The 17646-nt window shown below is 42.8% G+C and carries 10 protein-coding genes and 1 pseudogene; 10 read left to right on the top strand and 1 reads right to left on the bottom strand.

Going from position 1 to position 17646, the window contains the following annotated elements:
• Positions 1-8 precede the first annotated feature (8 nt).
• The 8 genes and pseudogenes from H6G08_RS21080 to H6G08_RS21045 all read left to right on the top strand — a co-directional run bounded on the left by H6G08_RS21080 (position 9) and on the right by H6G08_RS21045 (position 15224).
• A complete protein-coding gene (locus H6G08_RS21080) occupies positions 9-2300 on the top strand; it encodes a caspase family protein (protein WP_190546434.1) in 2292 nt (763 codons plus the stop codon).
• A 76-nt stretch (positions 2301-2376) separates the two neighbouring features.
• Positions 2377-5652 carry a CHAT domain-containing protein gene (locus H6G08_RS21075; RefSeq protein WP_190546432.1) on the top strand — a complete coding sequence of 1092 codons (3276 nt, stop codon included), beginning with the start codon at positions 2377-2379 and terminating at the stop codon, positions 5650-5652.
• A gap of 96 nt (positions 5653-5748) precedes the next feature.
• Positions 5749-9843 carry a tetratricopeptide repeat protein gene (locus H6G08_RS21070; protein WP_190546430.1) on the top strand — a complete coding sequence of 1365 codons (4095 nt, stop codon included), beginning with the start codon at positions 5749-5751 and terminating at the stop codon, positions 9841-9843.
• A 3-nt stretch (positions 9844-9846) separates the two neighbouring features.
• Complete coding sequence (locus tag H6G08_RS21065) at positions 9847-11289, top strand: tetratricopeptide repeat protein (RefSeq protein WP_190546429.1); 1443 nt, start codon at positions 9847-9849, stop codon at positions 11287-11289.
• A 14-nt stretch (positions 11290-11303) separates the two neighbouring features.
• Positions 11304-12479 (top strand): tetratricopeptide repeat protein, encoded by a 1176-nt coding sequence (locus H6G08_RS21060; protein ID WP_190546427.1) that lies wholly within the window; start codon positions 11304-11306, stop codon positions 12477-12479.
• A 66-nt stretch (positions 12480-12545) separates the two neighbouring features.
• Positions 12546-12635 (top strand): annotated as a pseudogene (locus tag H6G08_RS38735) (helix-turn-helix domain-containing protein); the annotation flags it as partial.
• A gap of 561 nt (positions 12636-13196) precedes the next feature.
• Positions 13197-14540 (top strand): DUF3131 domain-containing protein, encoded by a 1344-nt coding sequence (locus H6G08_RS21050; protein ID WP_190546425.1) that lies wholly within the window; start codon positions 13197-13199, stop codon positions 14538-14540.
• A gap of 84 nt (positions 14541-14624) precedes the next feature.
• On the top strand, positions 14625-15224 hold the full coding sequence (locus H6G08_RS21045) for a cytochrome b/b6 domain-containing protein (RefSeq protein ID WP_190546423.1): 600 nt from the start codon (positions 14625-14627) through the stop codon (positions 15222-15224).
• A gap of 39 nt (positions 15225-15263) precedes the next feature.
• Here the strand turns inward: H6G08_RS21045 and H6G08_RS21040 are convergent, their stop codons facing one another.
• Positions 15264-15572 (bottom strand): DUF3067 family protein, encoded by a 309-nt coding sequence (locus tag H6G08_RS21040; RefSeq protein WP_190546421.1) that lies wholly within the window; start codon positions 15570-15572, stop codon positions 15264-15266.
• Positions 15573-15802: 230 nt separating this feature from the next.
• Between H6G08_RS21040 and petC the strand changes: the two genes are divergently transcribed.
• Together petC and petA are read left to right on the top strand one after the other, a co-directional pair.
• Positions 15803-16342 (top strand): cytochrome b6-f complex iron-sulfur subunit, encoded by a 540-nt coding sequence (gene petC, locus H6G08_RS21035; RefSeq protein ID WP_096646536.1) that lies wholly within the window; start codon positions 15803-15805, stop codon positions 16340-16342.
• A 125-nt stretch (positions 16343-16467) separates the two neighbouring features.
• Complete coding sequence (gene petA / locus H6G08_RS21030; protein ID WP_190546419.1) at positions 16468-17469, top strand: cytochrome f; 1002 nt, start codon at positions 16468-16470, stop codon at positions 17467-17469.
• Positions 17470-17646 lie beyond the last annotated feature (177 nt).

The raw sequence follows: 17646 nt of genomic DNA, 5'->3' as shown, positions 1-17646 counted from the left end.
AGTGAAGTATGTCTTCCATTAAGCGTCGCCAGTTTCTACAATCGCTAGGTGCATCCCTGACAATTGTGGGTATCAATCAACTGGGTATACAGCAAGCGGCTTGGAATTACGGCAAGGTTATCGCACAGGATACACGCCGTAAACGGGCGCTGTTGGTGGGCATTAATGAATACCCTGGAACTAGTGACGAAGATTTTAAAAAGCGAGGATTATGGTATCGGTTAAAAGGGGCTGTAACTGATGTGGAGCTTCAGCGAGAACTGTTAATTCATCGCTTTGGTTTTCATCCAGATGATGTTCTGGTGTTGCCGGATCGCCAAGCAACTCGTCAAAACATTCTGGAAAACTTTAAGCAGCACCTAATTCAATGGGTGAAGTCGCCAGATGATGTAGTAGTCTTTCACTACTCAGGACATGGCTCGAATGTGATTGATCCCAATCAGGTATTCACAGATAAGCTGAACGGAACCATAGTTCCTTTTGACGCAGATTTACCTCCTGGCTATCCCAACAACGGTGGTGAAGTTAATGATATTACAGCAGGTACAATCTTTCTACTCCGGTCAGCGCTTGGTCGCAAAACTAAAAACGTTACATTCATTCTCGATAGTTGCTACGCTGGCGGTGGAGTGCGGGGAAATTTGATTATCAGGTCGCGCCCTGGTCATGTAGAATTGCGAGGCGATACCCAAACGACGCAATTAGAATCAAGCCAAGAAGAACTAGATTATCAGCAACGCTGGCTCAAAGACCTGGACATCTCCAAAGAAAAATGGATTGAGGGACGGAGAAAGAATCTGGTCAACGGCGCAGCTATCTTTGCGGCACAGCGCAATCAGGAAGCGGCTGATGTAACATTTGCGCCTGATGTTCATGCAGGTGTGTTTACTTATGCGCTAACTCGACAGCTTTGGCAGTTAACCAGCAATCAGGCAATGGGTAAAGTAGTTATAGCTGCGGCTGCTAAAACTGAGCAATTTCTGAAAACTGGACAAAATTCTCGTGGGCAAAAGCCAGGCATTGAGGTAAAGTCCGATAGCACTGACGATCAGCAGCCAATGTATTTTGCCCCAATGCAGAAACCAGCAGCAGAGGCTGTGATTACTGAAGTCAAGGGAAATGCTGTCAAACTTCTACTGACTGGTGCAGAACCGCAAGTTATAGAAGCTTTGGGTAAAGGGGCAATATTCACTGTTGTGGACGATCGCGGACAAACACAAGGTACTGTAAAAATTGAATCACGCGATCGCCTGAATGCAACTGGCTTACTGCAAACTAATTCCGCAGCCAAAATTGCTCCAGGAACAGCCTTGCAAGAACAAGTCCGGGTAATTCCTAGTAATCTTAAATTAAAGATTGGGTTAGATAAATCACTCGACAGTGAAGCCTCAAAACAAGCATTGCAAGCGCTCCCACGAATTGAAGTAGTACCTTTACTAGAGCAGGAGGTACATTACATTTTGGGTAAAATGCTCCCAGCCTACCGCCAGGATTTAGAGAAAAGAGCGATCGCAGATTTACCACCTGTAAATAGTATTGGGTTATTCTCGGTGGGATTGGAGCCGATTCCTGGCTCCTTTGATGTAGCAGATGAAAGTATTGATGCAGCAGTCAATCGGCTACAGACAAAATTTAAGTTATTGCTAGCAGCCCGATTGATCAAACTTACACTCAATACCAGTTCATCTCGGTTAAATGTTGTTGCTAGTCTTACAACTGCTAATACTCAATCTTTGCTAGCAGAGTCATTTACAGTGCGTGGGGGTAAAAGTCAATCTCCAAGAATTCCGCCAACGGTAAAATCTCAAACTCAGTCGATTGCTCAGATTGAGATTGACAAACCCGTACAAATCTCAGTTAAAAATCGAGAAGAACGCGATTTGCATATTGGAGTATTAATCTTTAGTCCTGATGGGGATATTGATATTTTGTTTCCGTTGAGTGACGGCAAAAATGCGGCACTGGTTTCAGCAGGGGAGACACTACAAATCCCAAATGAGGCTCAAATTCAGAAGGGAGTACAGTTACTTTTTACTAAACCATTGGGGATTGTAGAGGTGCTGATTGTGGCGAGTACAGCACCAATTGATAAAGCCTTGAAACCGTTACAGGCATTGATAATGGAACACAAAAATGAAAAAAGAACTGCCAGTGAAGTAGCTCAAAAGGCAGAAGATGCGATCGCTAGTTTACTTGATGATCTTGCTAGTGGGACTCGCGGTGAAACCAAAAAAAATATTCGCCAGTTTGATGTTCAACAGATGGCGGCGTTATCTATGACGTTTGAAATCATCGGCTGACAGCATCACACAACTAAAGCCCGCTTAAGATATATTGTAGATAAAATCATCGGTAATTTTACTGAAATTGAATGCAATGTCTTTTAAAGGGAAGCTAGTTGGCTTATTCACATCGCAGCTGCTGCTGACGCTTATTCACTCACTGCTATTAACTTCCGGTTATTCCGTCTCTAACTCAGTACAAGCACAGACGAGCCAAGACAAAACAGCAGAGGCTAATAGGCTTTTGCAACAAGGAAATCAACAATTTAATATTAGTCAATATCAAGCGGCTATCCAATTTTGGCAACAGGCGTTAGCAATTTATCGAGAACTTAAAAATCACCAAGGCGAAGCCAAATCGTTAAATAATCTGGGTGGTGCTTACACTTCCCTAGGGCAATATGCCAAAGCCATTGAGTTTTACCAGCAGTCTCTGAGCATTTGCCGCAATATCGGCGATAAGAATGGTGAATCCAACTCGCTGAATAATCTGGGCATTGCCTATAGATTGCTAGGGCAATATGCCAAAGCCATCGAATTTTACCAACAGTCTTTGAGCATTTACCGCAATATCGGCGATAAGAATGGTGAATCTAACTCGCTGAATAATCTGGGCAATGCTTACAGTTCCTTAGGAAAATATGCCAAAGCCATTGAGTTTTATCAACAGTCTCTGAGCATTCAGCGCGATATCGGCAATAAGAATGGCGAAGCCAAGTCGCTGAATAATCTGGGCAGTGCTTACAGATCTCTAGGGCAATATGCCAAAGCCATCGAGTTCTTCCAGCAATCTTTGGCTATTAAACGCAATATCGGCGATAAGAATGGCGAAGCTTCCTCGCTAGGAAATCTGGGCAATGCTTACAGTTATCTAGGGCAATATGCCAAAGCCATTGAGTTTTACCAACAGTCTCTCAGCATTCAGCGTGATATCGGCGATAAGAATGGCGAAGCTTCCTCGCTAGGAAATCTGGGCAATGCTTACAGTTATCTAGGGCAATATGCCAAAACTATCGAGTTTTACCAACAGTCTCTGGCTATTAAACGCAATATCGGCGATAAGAATGGTGAAGCTTCCTTGCTAGGAAATCTGGGCACTGCTTACAGTTATCTAGGGCAATATGCCAAAACTATCGAGTTTTACCAACAGTCTCTGAACCTTTACCGCGATATCGGCGATAAAAATGGGGAATCTAACTCGCTGAATAATCTGGGTACTGCTTACAAATCCCTAGGGCAATATGCCAAAGCCATCGAGTTCTTCCAGCAGTCTCTGAGTATTCAGCGTGATATCGGCGATAAGAATGGCGAAGCTTCTTCACTGATGGGTCTAGGCAGTGTTTACAGATCCCTGGGGCAATATGCCAAAGCCATCGAGTTCTTCCAGCAGTCTTTGGCTATTAAACGCAATATCGGCAATCTTCAAGGTCAATCCAACTCCCTAGGAAGTCTGGGCAGTGCTTACTTGTCCCTAGGGCAATATACTAAGGCCATCGAGTTCTACCAACAGTCTCTGAGCATTCAGCGTGATATCGGTGATCGTAATGACGAATCCAGCTCGCTGAATAATCTAGGTAATGCTTACTTGTTCCTAGGGCAATATGCCAAAGCCATTGAGTTCTACCAGCAGTCTCTGGTGATTAAACGTAATATCGGCGATCGCGAAGGAGAAGGACTTACACTAGCTAACATTGGCTTAACACTAGAAAAACAAAAGCAGTCAGAATTAGCAGTTGTTTTCTACAAACAGTCAGTGAATGTGCGTGAAAATATCCGGCAAGATATTCGTACATTACCCCGCGAAGATCAATTTTCTTATACTAGAAATCTTATTGCTCAAAACTATCGCGATCTAGCTTCACTCTTACTCGAAAAAAATAGAGTAATGGAGGCATTGCAAGTTCTAGACTTGCTCAAAGTTCAAGAACTACAGGACTACTTACGCAATGTACAAGGCAACGAGAGAACTGTAAAAGGAATTGAGTTATTCCCACAAGAACAAAAAATCTTACAAGACTATACAGATATTCAAACTCCATCCATTCGACTGGGCGCTGAACTAGCCGACCTCCGCAAACTGCAAAATCGCACTCCTACTCAACAGCAACGCCTTCAGGAAATTGAAAAAATCCAGGCGCAGACTAACCAAAAGATGAGCGAGTTTCTCAAAAGTCCTGCTGTGGTAGCTCTATCTCAACAAATACAACAAACTGCCCCACAGCAAAATCTCAGCTTACCCGCTTATCAAGACCTGCAAACCCGATTGCAGCGCTTAGGAAAACGCATCGCCCTATTCTATACCCTGGTTTTGGACGATCGCCTAGAATTAGTGCTGTTACCCCCTGGGAAACCACCAATTCGTCGTTCGGTGGCAATAAAACGGACGGAACTAGAAAAAATGATTCAAACTTTCCGTCAAGATTTGCAAAATCCCAATTCTGAGGTTAAGCAATCCTCCCAAAAGCTTTATGAGCATTTGATTAAGCCAATTGAAAGCGACCTTCAACAAGCAGATGTGCAGACAATTATCTATGCACCTGACGGTCAAATGCGCTATATTCCCTTAGCTGCACTCTATGACGGTAAGCAATGGCTGACCCAACGCTATCAAATCAACTACCTGACTGCTTTAGCATTGACTAAACTTGAGCCTGAACCTACTAACGCTCCTCGTGTTTTGGCAGGAGCATTTACACAAGGTAGCTATAGTGTTCAGGTAGCAGGTCAAACCTACGACTTTCAAGGATTGCGCTTTGCGAAGACGGAAGTTGAGGGATTAGGTGCAGCAATTCCTAACACTACCAAACTCTTTGACAAAGCTTTTAACCGGGATGCCATCTTATCCCAAATTAAAAATTACAGCATTATTCACATGGCAACCCATGCTGTTTTTGTTAAAGGTGCGCCGGAAGATTCTTTTATCCTTATGGGTGATGGAAATCGGATTAACCTCAAAGAAATTGAGGAGTGGAAGTTGCCCGATGTTACCCTGGTGGTACTGAGTGCTTGCCAAACAGCGCTGGGTGGAGAACTGGGTACTGGTTTGGAAATACTGGGGTTTGGCTACCAACTCCAGCGCACAGGAGTTAGAGCTTCGATTGCTTCTTTGTGGGAAGTGAATGATGGCGGTACTCAAACTTTGATGGATACTTTATATGCACGGCTGAAATCAGGCAACATCACCAAAGCTGAAGCCATCCGCGAGGCTCAGATTGCCCTAATTACAGGTAAGAACCAAAGCAGCGACAGCAAAGACCGAAGTAGTGTGAGATTTACACCAGGAAATAGCGGACAAGCTGCCAGCATTTCTCGCAATCTCAGTCACCCTTACTACTGGGCACCATTTATTCTTATTGGCAATGGGTTGTAAATCAGGAACTGTGTGAGCGACAGCATAACACAACTAAAGCCCACTTAAGATATAATGTAAATAAAATTACTAGTAATTTTATTGGTATTAAATGCAATGTCTTTCAAACTCAAGCTGGTTGGCTTATTCACATTGCAACTGCTGCTGGCGCTGATTCCCTCACTGTTGCTAACTTACGTTTATCCCCTCTCTAACTCAGTACAAGCACAGACGAGCCAAGACAAAACAGCAGAGGCTGACAGGCTATTGCAGCAAGGACGCCAACAATTTTATATCAGTCAATATCAAGCGGCTATTCAATCTTGGCAACAGGCGTTAGCAATTTATCGAGAACTGAAAAATCGCAATGGCGAAGCTAAGTCGCTAGGAAATCTGGGCAATGCTTATATATCCCTAGGGCAATATGCCAAAGCCATCGAGTTTAACCAGCAGTCTCTGGTGATTTTTCGCGATATCGGCGATAAAAATGGCGAAGCTAAGTCGTTGATGAATCTGGGCAATGCTTACAATTATCTAGGGCAATATGCCAAAGCCATCGAGTTTAACCAGCAGTCTCTGGTGATTTTTCGCGATATTGGCGATAAAAATGGCGAAGCCTCTTCGCTGATGGTTCTGGGCAATGCTTACAATTACCTAGGGCAATATGCCAAAGCCATCGAGTTCTTACAACAGTCTCTGGTAATTTTTCGTGATATCGGCGATAAAAATAGCGAAGCCTCCTCGCTGATGAGTCTGGGCAATGCTTACAATTACCTAGGGCAATATGCTAAAGCCATCGAGTTTAACCAGCAGTCTCTGGTGATTGTTCGCGATATTGGCGATAAAAATGGCGAAGCTTCCTCGCTGATGAATGTGGGCAATGCTTACAATTACCTGGGGCAATATGCCAAAGCCATCGAGTTCTACCAGCAGTCTCTGGTGATTGTTCGCGATATTGGCGATAAAAATGGCGAAGCTAAGTTGCTGATGAATGTGGGCAATGCTTATATATCCCTAGGGCAATATGCCAAAGCCATCGAGTTTAACCAGCAGTCTCTGGTAATTTTTCGCGATATCGGCGATAAAAATGGCGAAGCTTCCTCGCTGATGAATGTGGGTAATGCTTATATATCCCTAGGGCAATATGCCAAAGCCATCGAGTTCTTACAGCAGTCTCTGGTGATTGTGCGCGATATCGGCGATAAAAATGGCGAAGCTTCCTCGCTGATGGTTCTGGGCAATGCTTACAATTACCTAGGGCAATATGCCAAAGCCATCGAGTTCTTACAGCAGTCTCTGGTGATTGTGCGCGATATCGGCGATAAAAATGGCGAAGCTTCCTCGCTGAATAATTTGGGCACTGCTTATATATCCCTAAGGCAATATGCCAAAGCCATCGAGTTTAACCAGCAGTCTCTGGTAATTTTTCGCGATATCGGCGATAAAAATGGCGAAGCTTCCTCGCTGAATAATTTGGGCAATGCTTACAATTACCTAGGGCAATATGCCAAAGCCATCGAGTTCTACCAGCAGTCTCTGGTGATTTTTCGCGATATCGGCGATAAAAATGGCGAAGCTAAGTCGCTGATGAATCTGGGCACTGTTGACCAATCCCAAGGGCAATATGCCAAGGCCATCGAGTTCTTACAGATGTCTCTGGTAATTTTTCGCGATATCGGCGATAAAAAGAGCGAAGCTTCCTCGTTGATGAATCTGGGCAATGCTTATATATCCCTAGGGCAATATGCCAAAGCCATCGAGTTCTTACAACAGTCTCTGGTGAATAGACGCGATATTGGCGATAAAAATGGCGAAGCTTCCTCGCTGAATAATTTGGGCACTGCTTATATATTTCTAGGGCAATATGCCAAAGCCATCGAGTTCTTACAGCAGTCTCTGGTAATTTTTCGTGATATCGGCGATAAAAATGGCGAAGCCTCTTCGCTGATGGGTCTGGGCAATGCTTATAGATCCGTAGGGCAATATGCTAAAGCCATCGAGTTCTACCAGCAGTCTCTGGTGATTAGACGCGATATTGGCGATAAAAATGGCGAAGCTTCCTCGCTGAATAATTTGGGCAATGCTTACAATTACCTAGGGCAATATGCTAAAGCCATCGAGTTCTACCAGCAGTCTCTGGTGATTGTGCGCGATATCGGCGATAAAAATGGCGAAGCTTCCTCGCTGAATAATTTGGGCACTGCTTATATATTTCTAGGGCAATATGCCAAAGCCATCGAGTTTAACCAGCAGTCTCTGGTGATTGTGCGCGATATCGGCGATAAAAATGGCGAAGCTTCCTCGTTGATGAATCTGGGCAATGATTATATATTCCTAGGGCAATATGCCAAAGCCATCGAATTCTACCAGCAGTCTCTGGTGATTATGCGCGACATCGACGATAAAAATGGCGAATCCAACTCGCTGATGAATCTGGGCAATGCTTACAATTACCTGGGGCAATATGCCAAAGCCATCGAGTTCTTCCAGCAGTCTCTGGCTATTTTTCGCGAAATCGGCGATCGCGCAGGAGAAGGACTTACACTAGCTAACATTGGCTTAACACTAGAAAAACACAAAGAACTAGAATTAGCCATTGTCTTCTACAAACAATCAGTGAATGTGCGTGAAGGTATCCGACAGGATATCCGTACATTACCCCGTGAGCAGCAAGAGTCATATACTCAAACTGTGGCAAATAGTTATCGCAGTTTAGCTGACTTGTTACTCTCCCAAGGACGAGTTCTCGAAGCCCAACAAGTCTTGGAACTATTAAAAATTCAAGAACTGCGAGACTATACCAGAGATACTAGAGCAGGTGGCGAAACTCAAGGCAGTCCCCTAACTCCGGTGGAATCGCGTGTAGTTCCACCTTACAATAATCTGGTGAATCTGGGCCTAAAACTAACTGAATGCGAACGCAAACCCCCCTATTGCTCAGAACGCGAGCAACTGCGAGCTTTACGGGATCAAGCTAATGCAGAATTTAACAAGGAAGCAGACAAACTCAGAGCTTTAGCCAAGCAACAACGCCAAAGAGATCCGGCTCAAATTCAGCAAGAAGAACTCACAGTTGCAGCCCAAAAAGTAGTTCAATCCCAACCCAAGACGGTGTTAATTTATCCCTTAGTGCTGGAAGATAAACTCTGGCTGGTTTGGGGTACTCAAGCCGGGAAACAAGGAGTTGTTTTTAACAGCAAAGTTGTACCAGTAGGACGCAAGGAACTAGCTACAACAGTTGTGGAGTTTCGGCAATTGCTGGAACAGCCAGGAGATGTCAAAGAGTTACAAAAAGTCAGCCAAAAACTTTATCAGTGGTTAGTTGCACCGTTACGAGCCGAGTTAGACAGTAATCATATTCAGAATTTGGTGTTTTCTCTTGACCGTTCCACCCGCTACATCCCAATGGCGGCGCTGTTTGACGGTAAAAAATATTTAATTGAATCGTTCAATACTTCGACAATTTTGACTGCGGGGTTAACCGACACCAGCGATAGACTTTCGCCCAAAATTGATAACGATCCTGTACTGGCTTTAGGTTTATCTGAGCAGGTTGGCGATTTCAAATCACTCCCAAATGTTCAAGATGAAATTAATGGCATTATCCGCAGTCAAGTCAATCCCAATGGTATTTATCCAGGTTTGTCTTTAATCAACAAAGATTTCACCAAAGATGCTTTTAAATATCTAATCGATCATCGGATTTTACATGTTGCTACCCACGCTCAATTTATTTCTCAAAACCCAGATGATTCTTTTCTACTTTTAGGAGATGGTAATCCGTTCAAAATTCCCCAAGTGAAAACCTTAACTGATTTAGGTGGAATTCATCTAGTAGTGCTATCTGCCTGTGAAACGGCGCGGGGTGGAGAAGATAAAGAAGGTATTGAAGTATCTGGCTTGAGCTACTACTTTCTTACCAGTGGCGCTAAATCTGTGATTGCTTCTCTGTGGTTAGTGAATGATGCTAGTACCAGCCAATTAATGCGATATCTTTATCAAAATCTCGCCACTGGCAAGATAACTAAAACAGAAGCTCTACGGCAAGCACAACTCACCATGATTGCAGGTAATCAGCAAAACAACAACAATAAAGACCGCAGCAGTGTCAGATTAACACCAGGTAATAGCGGACAAGATGCAAGCATTTCTCGTAATCTCAGCCATCCCTACTATTGGGCACCATTTATTCTCATTGGTAATGGATTGTAGATTATGCCCGAACCAAACATTTCTCCCACAACCTTAGAACAGGCAATTGAACAGTATTCGACTGTCTTACAAAGATTGGTGCAAGCCACAAAGCCAGCAACGCCATCTGCTATCACTCCCCCTAAATCTGAAGATACCGAACAGCCTGCCAAGGAGAAGTTGCTGGCAACTGTAGAAGCTGAGAAACTAGACACAGATAATTCTCCAGATCAATTATCGCCAATAACACCTGTTAATGGAACTGCGGCTGATAATCAATCTCTATCTGCTCTGGTATTGGATGTGCTAATTGCGCGCGATCGCGTCCAGGCTGCAATAGAAAACAGCAAAACCTCACCAGAATTACCTCCTCCCACTGGGGAAAGCTTAGAAAAACTGAGCCAACTCGATGAAACCTTGAGGAAACAAGCAGGAGCGATCGCACCTTTTACCCAATCTGCTGATTGGCGAGCCAGCTTTAGCCCCAAAGAAGCCTATTGGTGGTGGTTTCTCAGAGCTACCACAACACCCTGGAGCGATCGCCTTGATTGGCTATGGAGTGCTGTTTCTGTTACCTTCCTCACAATGTCCTTGGGCTTAATGGGCGATATAGCCCCTCGCTTTCTTACAGGTGGCCCCGATTCTTTTGGAGCCTTTACAGTCAGTGCCCAAAGTGTTCTCACCTTGTTAGTAGCAGGGAGCGCACTCACAAAAGCCGGACAAGAAGCCCTCAAAAATTTTCTCAAAGCTATTAATATCCCAGAAAAGTATTGGCATGAATTAGGTGCATTTGGTTCATTACTACTAGTATGTATTTTCTTTAGCCTTCGGCAATCCTTACCACAAATTGCCACAAAATTTTATACAAATCCCGGAATTGAAAGCCGTAAAAATGGTGATTGGAGTAGCGCTGAAGAACAATTTAACCGAGCAATTCAACTCAACGCCGATGATGCTCAAGCACATTTTCAATTAGGTCTACTTTACGAAGACTTACAACTAATAGATAAAGCTCGCCCTCAATATCAACTAGCAATTCAAGGAGGCATTCTTGGAGCTACTAATAATTTGGCAAGACTTAATATTATGAAAAAAGATTATCCGGCTGCTATTTCTTTATTACTCAAAGCATTAGATACAGAGAAAAAACAACCCTTGGATACGAAAACTAAATATGCAGTTCTCAAAAATCTTGGATGGGCAAGACTTAAGCAAGGAAATTACCCAGACTCAGAAGCGAAGTTATTAGAAGCAATCAACTTGCAATCAAAAATTAACTTAGAAAAGTATGAAATAGCTGCTCCTCATTGTCTCCTCGCCCAAGTGATGGAAGCTCAGAAAGAGCCAAAATCAGCACTAACAGAGTGGAAAACTTGCAACCAGTATGCCAATATTACCATCCCCGAACAAGATGAATGGGCTGCGATCGCTCAAAAGCGTTTAACACCCCAGGAGACAGGTAAATAATGTATCACAGGAAAATGCCGAAATTCACAGTTTTGGTACTAACATTGGCTATCATCACCCTACCATTATCTGCTATTGCCCAAACTGCCCGCATCCAATCTATTGCTGGCAAAGGTAAAGTGAGAGTCCAACGCGAAAAACGCACAGATTGGCTTCCTGTTCGCCCCGCAACGGAGTTATATCAAGGCGATCAAATATTTCCAGACAAAGGAGTTAGAGTTTATCTTCAATGTCCGGGTGTGGGTACTCCTGTACTGGTTAGAGCAGGGATAGTATCAGGTATGGGTTCGCTTTGTATTAAGTGGGCAAATACTGAGTTTAGAGGTTCTCAAGCTGCGGAAACTTTGGGTGGAGTTGATGCTTCCATACCCTACATAATTACTCCCCGCCATGCTTTGTTGCTGAGTGCTACTCCCCTACTTCGCTGGAACCCAGTATCTACAGTTACAGAATACAACGTTGAGGTAACAGGGCCAAAAGGTTTAATGTGGAGAACCAAAACCAAGGCAAATCAAATCATTTATGCTGGTAAGCCTTTAGAGGCTGGACTACCTTATTCTCTAATTGTCAGCACCAATACCGGAAAATCTTCTCAGGAAGATATCGCCCCCAATCGTCAGCAAAAGGCTTCTAACCTAGAGTTTGTTATCTTACGTCAATCTGAAGCCACTTTAGTCAAAGCGCAAGCTGCTAAGATTTCTCCTACACCTTTGAGTAACGAAGCATCTGCTTTAAGTTTGGCGAATTTTTATGGTAACTATGTTTTACCTGAATCTGTGATTTCTGCTTATAAATTGCCTGCCAATACCTACAAAACTTATAGCTTAACTAGTGAAGCGATCGCGCTTTTAGAATCTTTGATTCAGCAAGGAAAACAATCGTCTCTAATTTACCGTACTTTAGGCGATCTCTACTGGCAAACTGGGCTTGTGCGTCTAGCAGAAGCCAATTATCTCAAAGCGATCGACTCAGTTCAAGGATTAGAAGATATGGAAGATTGGACATTAGCTCAGTATAGTTTAGGGCAGGTATATGCTGCGATTAATGAACCTCAGCAGGCGTTGGAGCATTATAGTCAAGCAAAAGTAGGCTATATTTTCCTGGGAGATTCAGGACTGGTAGAGGTTCTCCAACGCCGGATAGAAAGACTCAAGAAAACCGCAGTTAATTCAGCAAATGTCAAAAATTAGCTTGGTTTTCAATTGTACTAGCTTTTTAAGTATAATTTAATGCTAAAACTAAATCCATAACACTTAAACAAGATTTCCAAGGTATTGAATTGTCAACCTGGTGAGCTTTTAGAATCTGAACCAGATATAGTGATGGCAGAAAATTTTCTCTCGTAGATATAGATTGAGTGCGATCGCTCTTTATGTTCTCAAACAAAAGCTCAATTAATGGGCACTGATAAGTACTTATACCTGTGTGACAGTTTCCAACTTTATTATTTGTAGCGAAGTCCAAATCTATGACTAATTAAATTAGAGTTTCCAACTTTATTTTTTCGAGCATGTTCGATATCAAACGAAAAATCAAGGCTTATAACCGCTCTGAGTTTCCAAGTTTATTCTCGCCATACAAATCTTGTTCCCTGTTAATAAATTAAGATTTTTGGTAATTTTTGCGTAAATCCTGTTTAATTTTGTAATGATTTATGCACTGTAATGATATCGGTACTCTTTTCTTGATTAATTTGTATTAATTTCTGCTGTAATCTCCTAGAAATTCCGGATTTAATCGCAAAAAGTAGCATTTAACACATACTTGCTAACTAATATATATTCTATGATGTAAAACCAATACCCAAAGGCTTATCTATCAAAGCTTCTGTGTAAATAAGAGTTACAGCTATAATAGCTTTTTTAGTCTAAATTATTAATTACAACCAGCTTAATAGTACTGATACTGTGCTAAAAACGGAAATTTCTACATCTCACTCTGATACTACGGGCAATGCTGCCCAAGCCATTGCCACATTTGATGCTCAATCCTTAGCCTTACCAGGTACGCCTATTAGTCCTAGTCAGGCGACAATCGCTAAAACTCCTTATATCGCGCCTCAAGCCGGATCGTTAAGTCTGGAAGAAACGGCGATCGCTCATCAAGCTTGGTTATATTTCCAACGCAACTGGAATGAGCAAACAGGCTTAGTTAATTCCCTTGATGGCGTGACTTCTGTGACCATGTCCGATCAAGCGGTGGCGATCGCTGCTTTAATTAGTGCTAGAGAACTCAAATTTGTCTCTGGATATGAATTTGAAGTCAAAATTGGCAGAATGCTGCAAACTCTAGCATCTCTACCTTTGTATAAAGGCGAACTACCTAACAAAGTTTATAATTCTCAAACTTTAGTACCAATAAATTACGGTCAGCTAGAGCAAAAACAAGAAATTGGCTGGTCAGCCATTGATATCGGACGCTTGGCCATTTGGCTGAAGATTTTAGGCACAAAATATCCCCAATTTCAACAGCAAACCGAAGCTATTTGGCAGCATTGGCAAGTACAACGCCTCACCAAAAACGGACAATTGTACGGTACTACCATAATTAATGGTAAAGAACAGTACCACCAAGAAGGACGTTTAGGTTATGAAAATTATGCTGCCTTTGGGTTAAAACTTTGGGGACTACCTGTCAAGGAAGCCTTAAATTATCAGTCTCATGTCGCGTTTGTAAATCTTTACGGTAAGGGCGTACCCTATGACGAACGCAATCACGAAAATTCGGGAGCGAATAATTACGTTGTCAGCGAACCTTATATTCTCGATGGGATTGAAACCGGATTTCAAACTGTACCAAAAGCTTACGCCGATAGAGTTTTAGCCGCCCAAGAAGCTCGTTATTTAACGACAAAACAATTAACAGCATTAACCGCCGACTATATAGATCGTCCTCCCTACTTTGTTTACAGTAGTTTGTTTGTGAATAAAGAACCTTGGGCGACAATTACAGAAAATCTCGAAAAACACCATGATTTACGCTTTTTGAGTACCAAGGCGGCGATTGGCTGGCATGTATTGTATAACACTGCTTACACTCGTCAGCTATTTAATTTTGTCCAAAGAAATCTCATGTCTAATAAAGGCTGGTACAACGGCTTTTATGAGTCTATCAAGCAAATAAATCAAGCTTTAACAGCTAATAATAACGGGCTAATTCTGGAGAGTTTGCTCTATAAATCTGTGGGACAACCATTGATTGTTTGGGCTGGAGTAAAATTGACACGTGGGGCGGCGAATAAGATTACTTAAAAATTAGATCTATAGCTATTTGATGCAAGTTGTGAAATTATTTTGGAGGTAGGAAATAGACAATCGCGGCTAGATCAAATATCTATGAGTTCGACCATTCCCACGCAAAGAGGTAAGTTACCCAAACAAGCCATAGGGGCTAAGATTTTCCATACGGGAAATATTATTAGCTTATTTCTTATGCTTACCAGTGGACTACAAATTTACAATGCTAATCCGGTTTTTGGCGGACGTGCAGGTTTACATATTCCGCCCATATTTACCTTAGGAGGTTGGTTAGCAGGAGGTAGACACTGGCATTTTTTTGCCATGTGGTTTTTTTCTGTAAATTTATTGTGGTATGGAGTTTATATTTTAATTACCCGTCGTTGGCGACATCGATTTGTGGGTGGGAACGATATGAAAGCATTACAAAAAAGCCACAACTCCAAGCGGCTAATTTATGCTTGGCATCGCCTAGTATATACAGCGATTATTCCTATTTTGCTTATCGCTATATTTACAGGCATAGGTATGTATAAACCTGCACAGTTTCCTTGGATAGTTAATTTATTTGGAAGTTGGCAAGGACTGCGAATTGCTCACTTTTGTTCAGTCCCAATAGTCATTGGATTTGCGATCGCTCATTCTCTACTAGGACGGAAAGCAGGGGGTGAGCAACTCACAGAATCGATGTTTTGGTGAACTCAACAGCAAAAAGCGTGCAATTTGCGCCCAATCAAGTCATAATATCCATTCGGAGCTGCGTTCGCCTAAATCAAGGGGAATGCTCACAGCCTTGCCTAAGCGGGGACGCTCCCTTGTCTGTGTAATAAATGTCTGTACCTGGGATGCTCCTCCTAAAGCATGGAGATAATTGGCAATGCTATCTAGATGGGACTGGTACTCCTCTTCACTCAAAGGAAAAGAAGCCTGCTCTAGATATTTCCACATGACTTGGAGAAAGATTTTCCCTTGAGAGCGCCGCAGCTGCACATCGTAGGAATAGCCCCATTTATCAACCAACAGTTGACGTAATTCCTGTCCTGTCATAGGTTGTCTCAATTAGAATTTACATTTAGTTATGATGTTAAGTTCCGTAACTCAAGTATGATAAGGATATAAAGAAATGTAATGCTAACAGAAAAGATGCTAGAAATATCTTGGAACAGAGAAGTATGGCATTTTTGTGGGCATTAACATTTCGACTTAGATAAGAGTTGCTCACCTACTAGTACTCTTATCAAAATGCTTAACAAAATACACGAAAGAGCGCGTAGATTATGGCTCAATTTTCTGAATCAGCAGACGTGCCCGATATGGGGCGTCGTCAATTCATGAATCTGCTCACTTTTGGAACCGTCACTGGAGTGGCTCTGGGTGCATTGTATCCCGTGGTCAAGTATTTTATTCCACCAGCTAGTGGTGGCGCTGGTGGCGGTGCAACAGCAAAAGACGAACTGGGCAACGATGTGAGCGTCAGCAAATTTCTAGCAAGCCATAATGTAGGCGATCGCGCCCTAGTTCAGGGACTTAAAGGCGACCCCACTTATCTTGTTGTAGAAAGCAAAGAAGCTATAGGTGATTACGGGATTAATGCTATCTGTACCCACTTAGGTTGTGTTGTCCCCTGGAACGTAGCCGAGAACAAATTCAAATGTCCTTGTCATGGTTCCCAATATGACGCCACCGGTAAAGTTGTTCGCGGCCCAGCACCTAAGTCTTTGCCTTTGGCTCACACCACTGTACAAGACGATAAAGTCGTCATTAGTCCTTGGACTGAAACCGACTTCCGCACAGGCGAAGAACCTTGGTGGGCTTAATTATTTTAGTCAAAAGTCCATAGTCAAAAGTCCATAGTGTAAACCATTAACTATTGACTATTGACTATTGACCAATGACTAATGACTAATGACTAATTCATGAGAGAATCGTTGCCCTTATAGAGATGAGAAATGCTTCGATAATCGCGAGGTTAACTCGCAATACCAGAGCAATAGTTAAAGTATTGCTCGTGGCGATCGCTACAGTGACATTCTACTTCACCAGCGATTTAGCTCTGCCCCAATCTGCTGCTGCCTATCCTTTTTGGGCCCAGCAAACATATCCAGAAACCCCCCGCGAACCTACTGGGCGAATTGTTTGCGCCAACTGTCACCTAGCTGCAAAGCCGACAGAAGTGGAAGTTCCCCAATCAGTTCTACCTGACACTGTGTTTAAAGCTGTAGTGAAAATTCCCTACGATACCAGCGTCCAGCAGGTAGGTGCTGATGGTTCTAAAGTCGGCTTAAACGTCGGTGCGGTATTGATGCTCCCCGAAGGCTTCAAAATTGCTCCCGAAGACCGCATTCCTGAAGAACTGAAAGAGGAAGTTGGCGATACTTACTTCCAAGCCTATAGCGAAGAGAAAGAAAACGTCGTCATCGTCGGCCCCTTACCTGGCGAACAGTATCAGGAAATAATCTTCCCAGTTCTCTCCCCCAACCCCGCAACTGATAAAAATATCCACTTTGGTAAATATTCAGTGCATGTAGGTGGTAACCGGGGACGCGGACAAGTTTACCCAACTGGCGAAAAGAGCAATAACACCGTTTATAACGCTTCTGCTGCTGGTACCATTACCAAGATTGCTAAAGAAGAAGATGACGAGGGTAACCTCCAATATTTAGTGAGCATCCAAACCGAATCTGGTGAAGTTGTCACTGAGACAATTCCTGTAGGCCCAGAATTAATTGTTTCTGAAGGACAAGCAGTAAAATCTGGCGATGCTTTGACAAATAATCCCAACGTTGGTGGATTTGGTCAAAGAGATGCAGAAATTGTATTGCAAGATGCTAATCGCATTAAATGGTTGATTGCATTCATCGCACTGGTGATGCTAGCTCAAGTCATGCTCGTCTTGAAGAAGAAGCAGGTTGAGAAAGTCCAAGCGGCTGAAATGAATTTCTAAATGATTTGCGAATTCATTTATTTTCAGACAGGCGTATCGCCTGTCTTTTTTATTGCCGATCCGACTAAAAGCACGCTCACAATCGCACTCTTATACCAATTTGAAAAATGATTGCGACAGATGCACAGCCCCAAACCCTTGTTGTGTTTGGTTTCTTAATTTTGAATTTTGAATTTT

It is taken from the genome of Calothrix anomala FACHB-343 (genome assembly GCF_014696435.1).
In the GTDB taxonomy this organism is placed as follows: Bacteria; Cyanobacteriota; Cyanobacteriia; order Cyanobacteriales; family Nostocaceae; genus Aulosira; species Aulosira anomala_A.
Note: the sequence above shows the minus strand (reverse complement) of the source record. Positions and strands in the feature narration are given on the sequence as shown.

Bases quoted from the DNA above. Each gene is read 5' to 3' on its own strand.
- H6G08_RS21070 (WP_190546430.1), top strand. From the start codon at position 5,749: ATGTCTTTCAAACTCAAGCTGGTTGGCTTATTCACATTGCAACTGCTG.
- H6G08_RS21040 (WP_190546421.1), bottom strand. From the start codon at position 15,572: ATGACAGGACAGGAATTACGTCAACTGTTGGTTGATAAATGGGGCTAT.
- H6G08_RS21065 (WP_190546429.1), top strand. From the start codon at position 9,847: ATGCCCGAACCAAACATTTCTCCCACAACCTTAGAACAGGCAATTGAA.
- H6G08_RS21060 (WP_190546427.1), top strand. From the start codon at position 11,304: ATGCCGAAATTCACAGTTTTGGTACTAACATTGGCTATCATCACCCTA.
- H6G08_RS21045 (WP_190546423.1), top strand. From the start codon at position 14,625: ATGAGTTCGACCATTCCCACGCAAAGAGGTAAGTTACCCAAACAAGCC.
- H6G08_RS21080 (WP_190546434.1), top strand. From the start codon at position 9: ATGTCTTCCATTAAGCGTCGCCAGTTTCTACAATCGCTAGGTGCATCC.
- petC (WP_096646536.1), top strand. From the start codon at position 15,803: ATGGCTCAATTTTCTGAATCAGCAGACGTGCCCGATATGGGGCGTCGT.
- H6G08_RS21075 (WP_190546432.1), top strand. From the start codon at position 2,377: ATGTCTTTTAAAGGGAAGCTAGTTGGCTTATTCACATCGCAGCTGCTG.
- petA (WP_190546419.1), top strand. From the start codon at position 16,468: ATGAGAAATGCTTCGATAATCGCGAGGTTAACTCGCAATACCAGAGCA.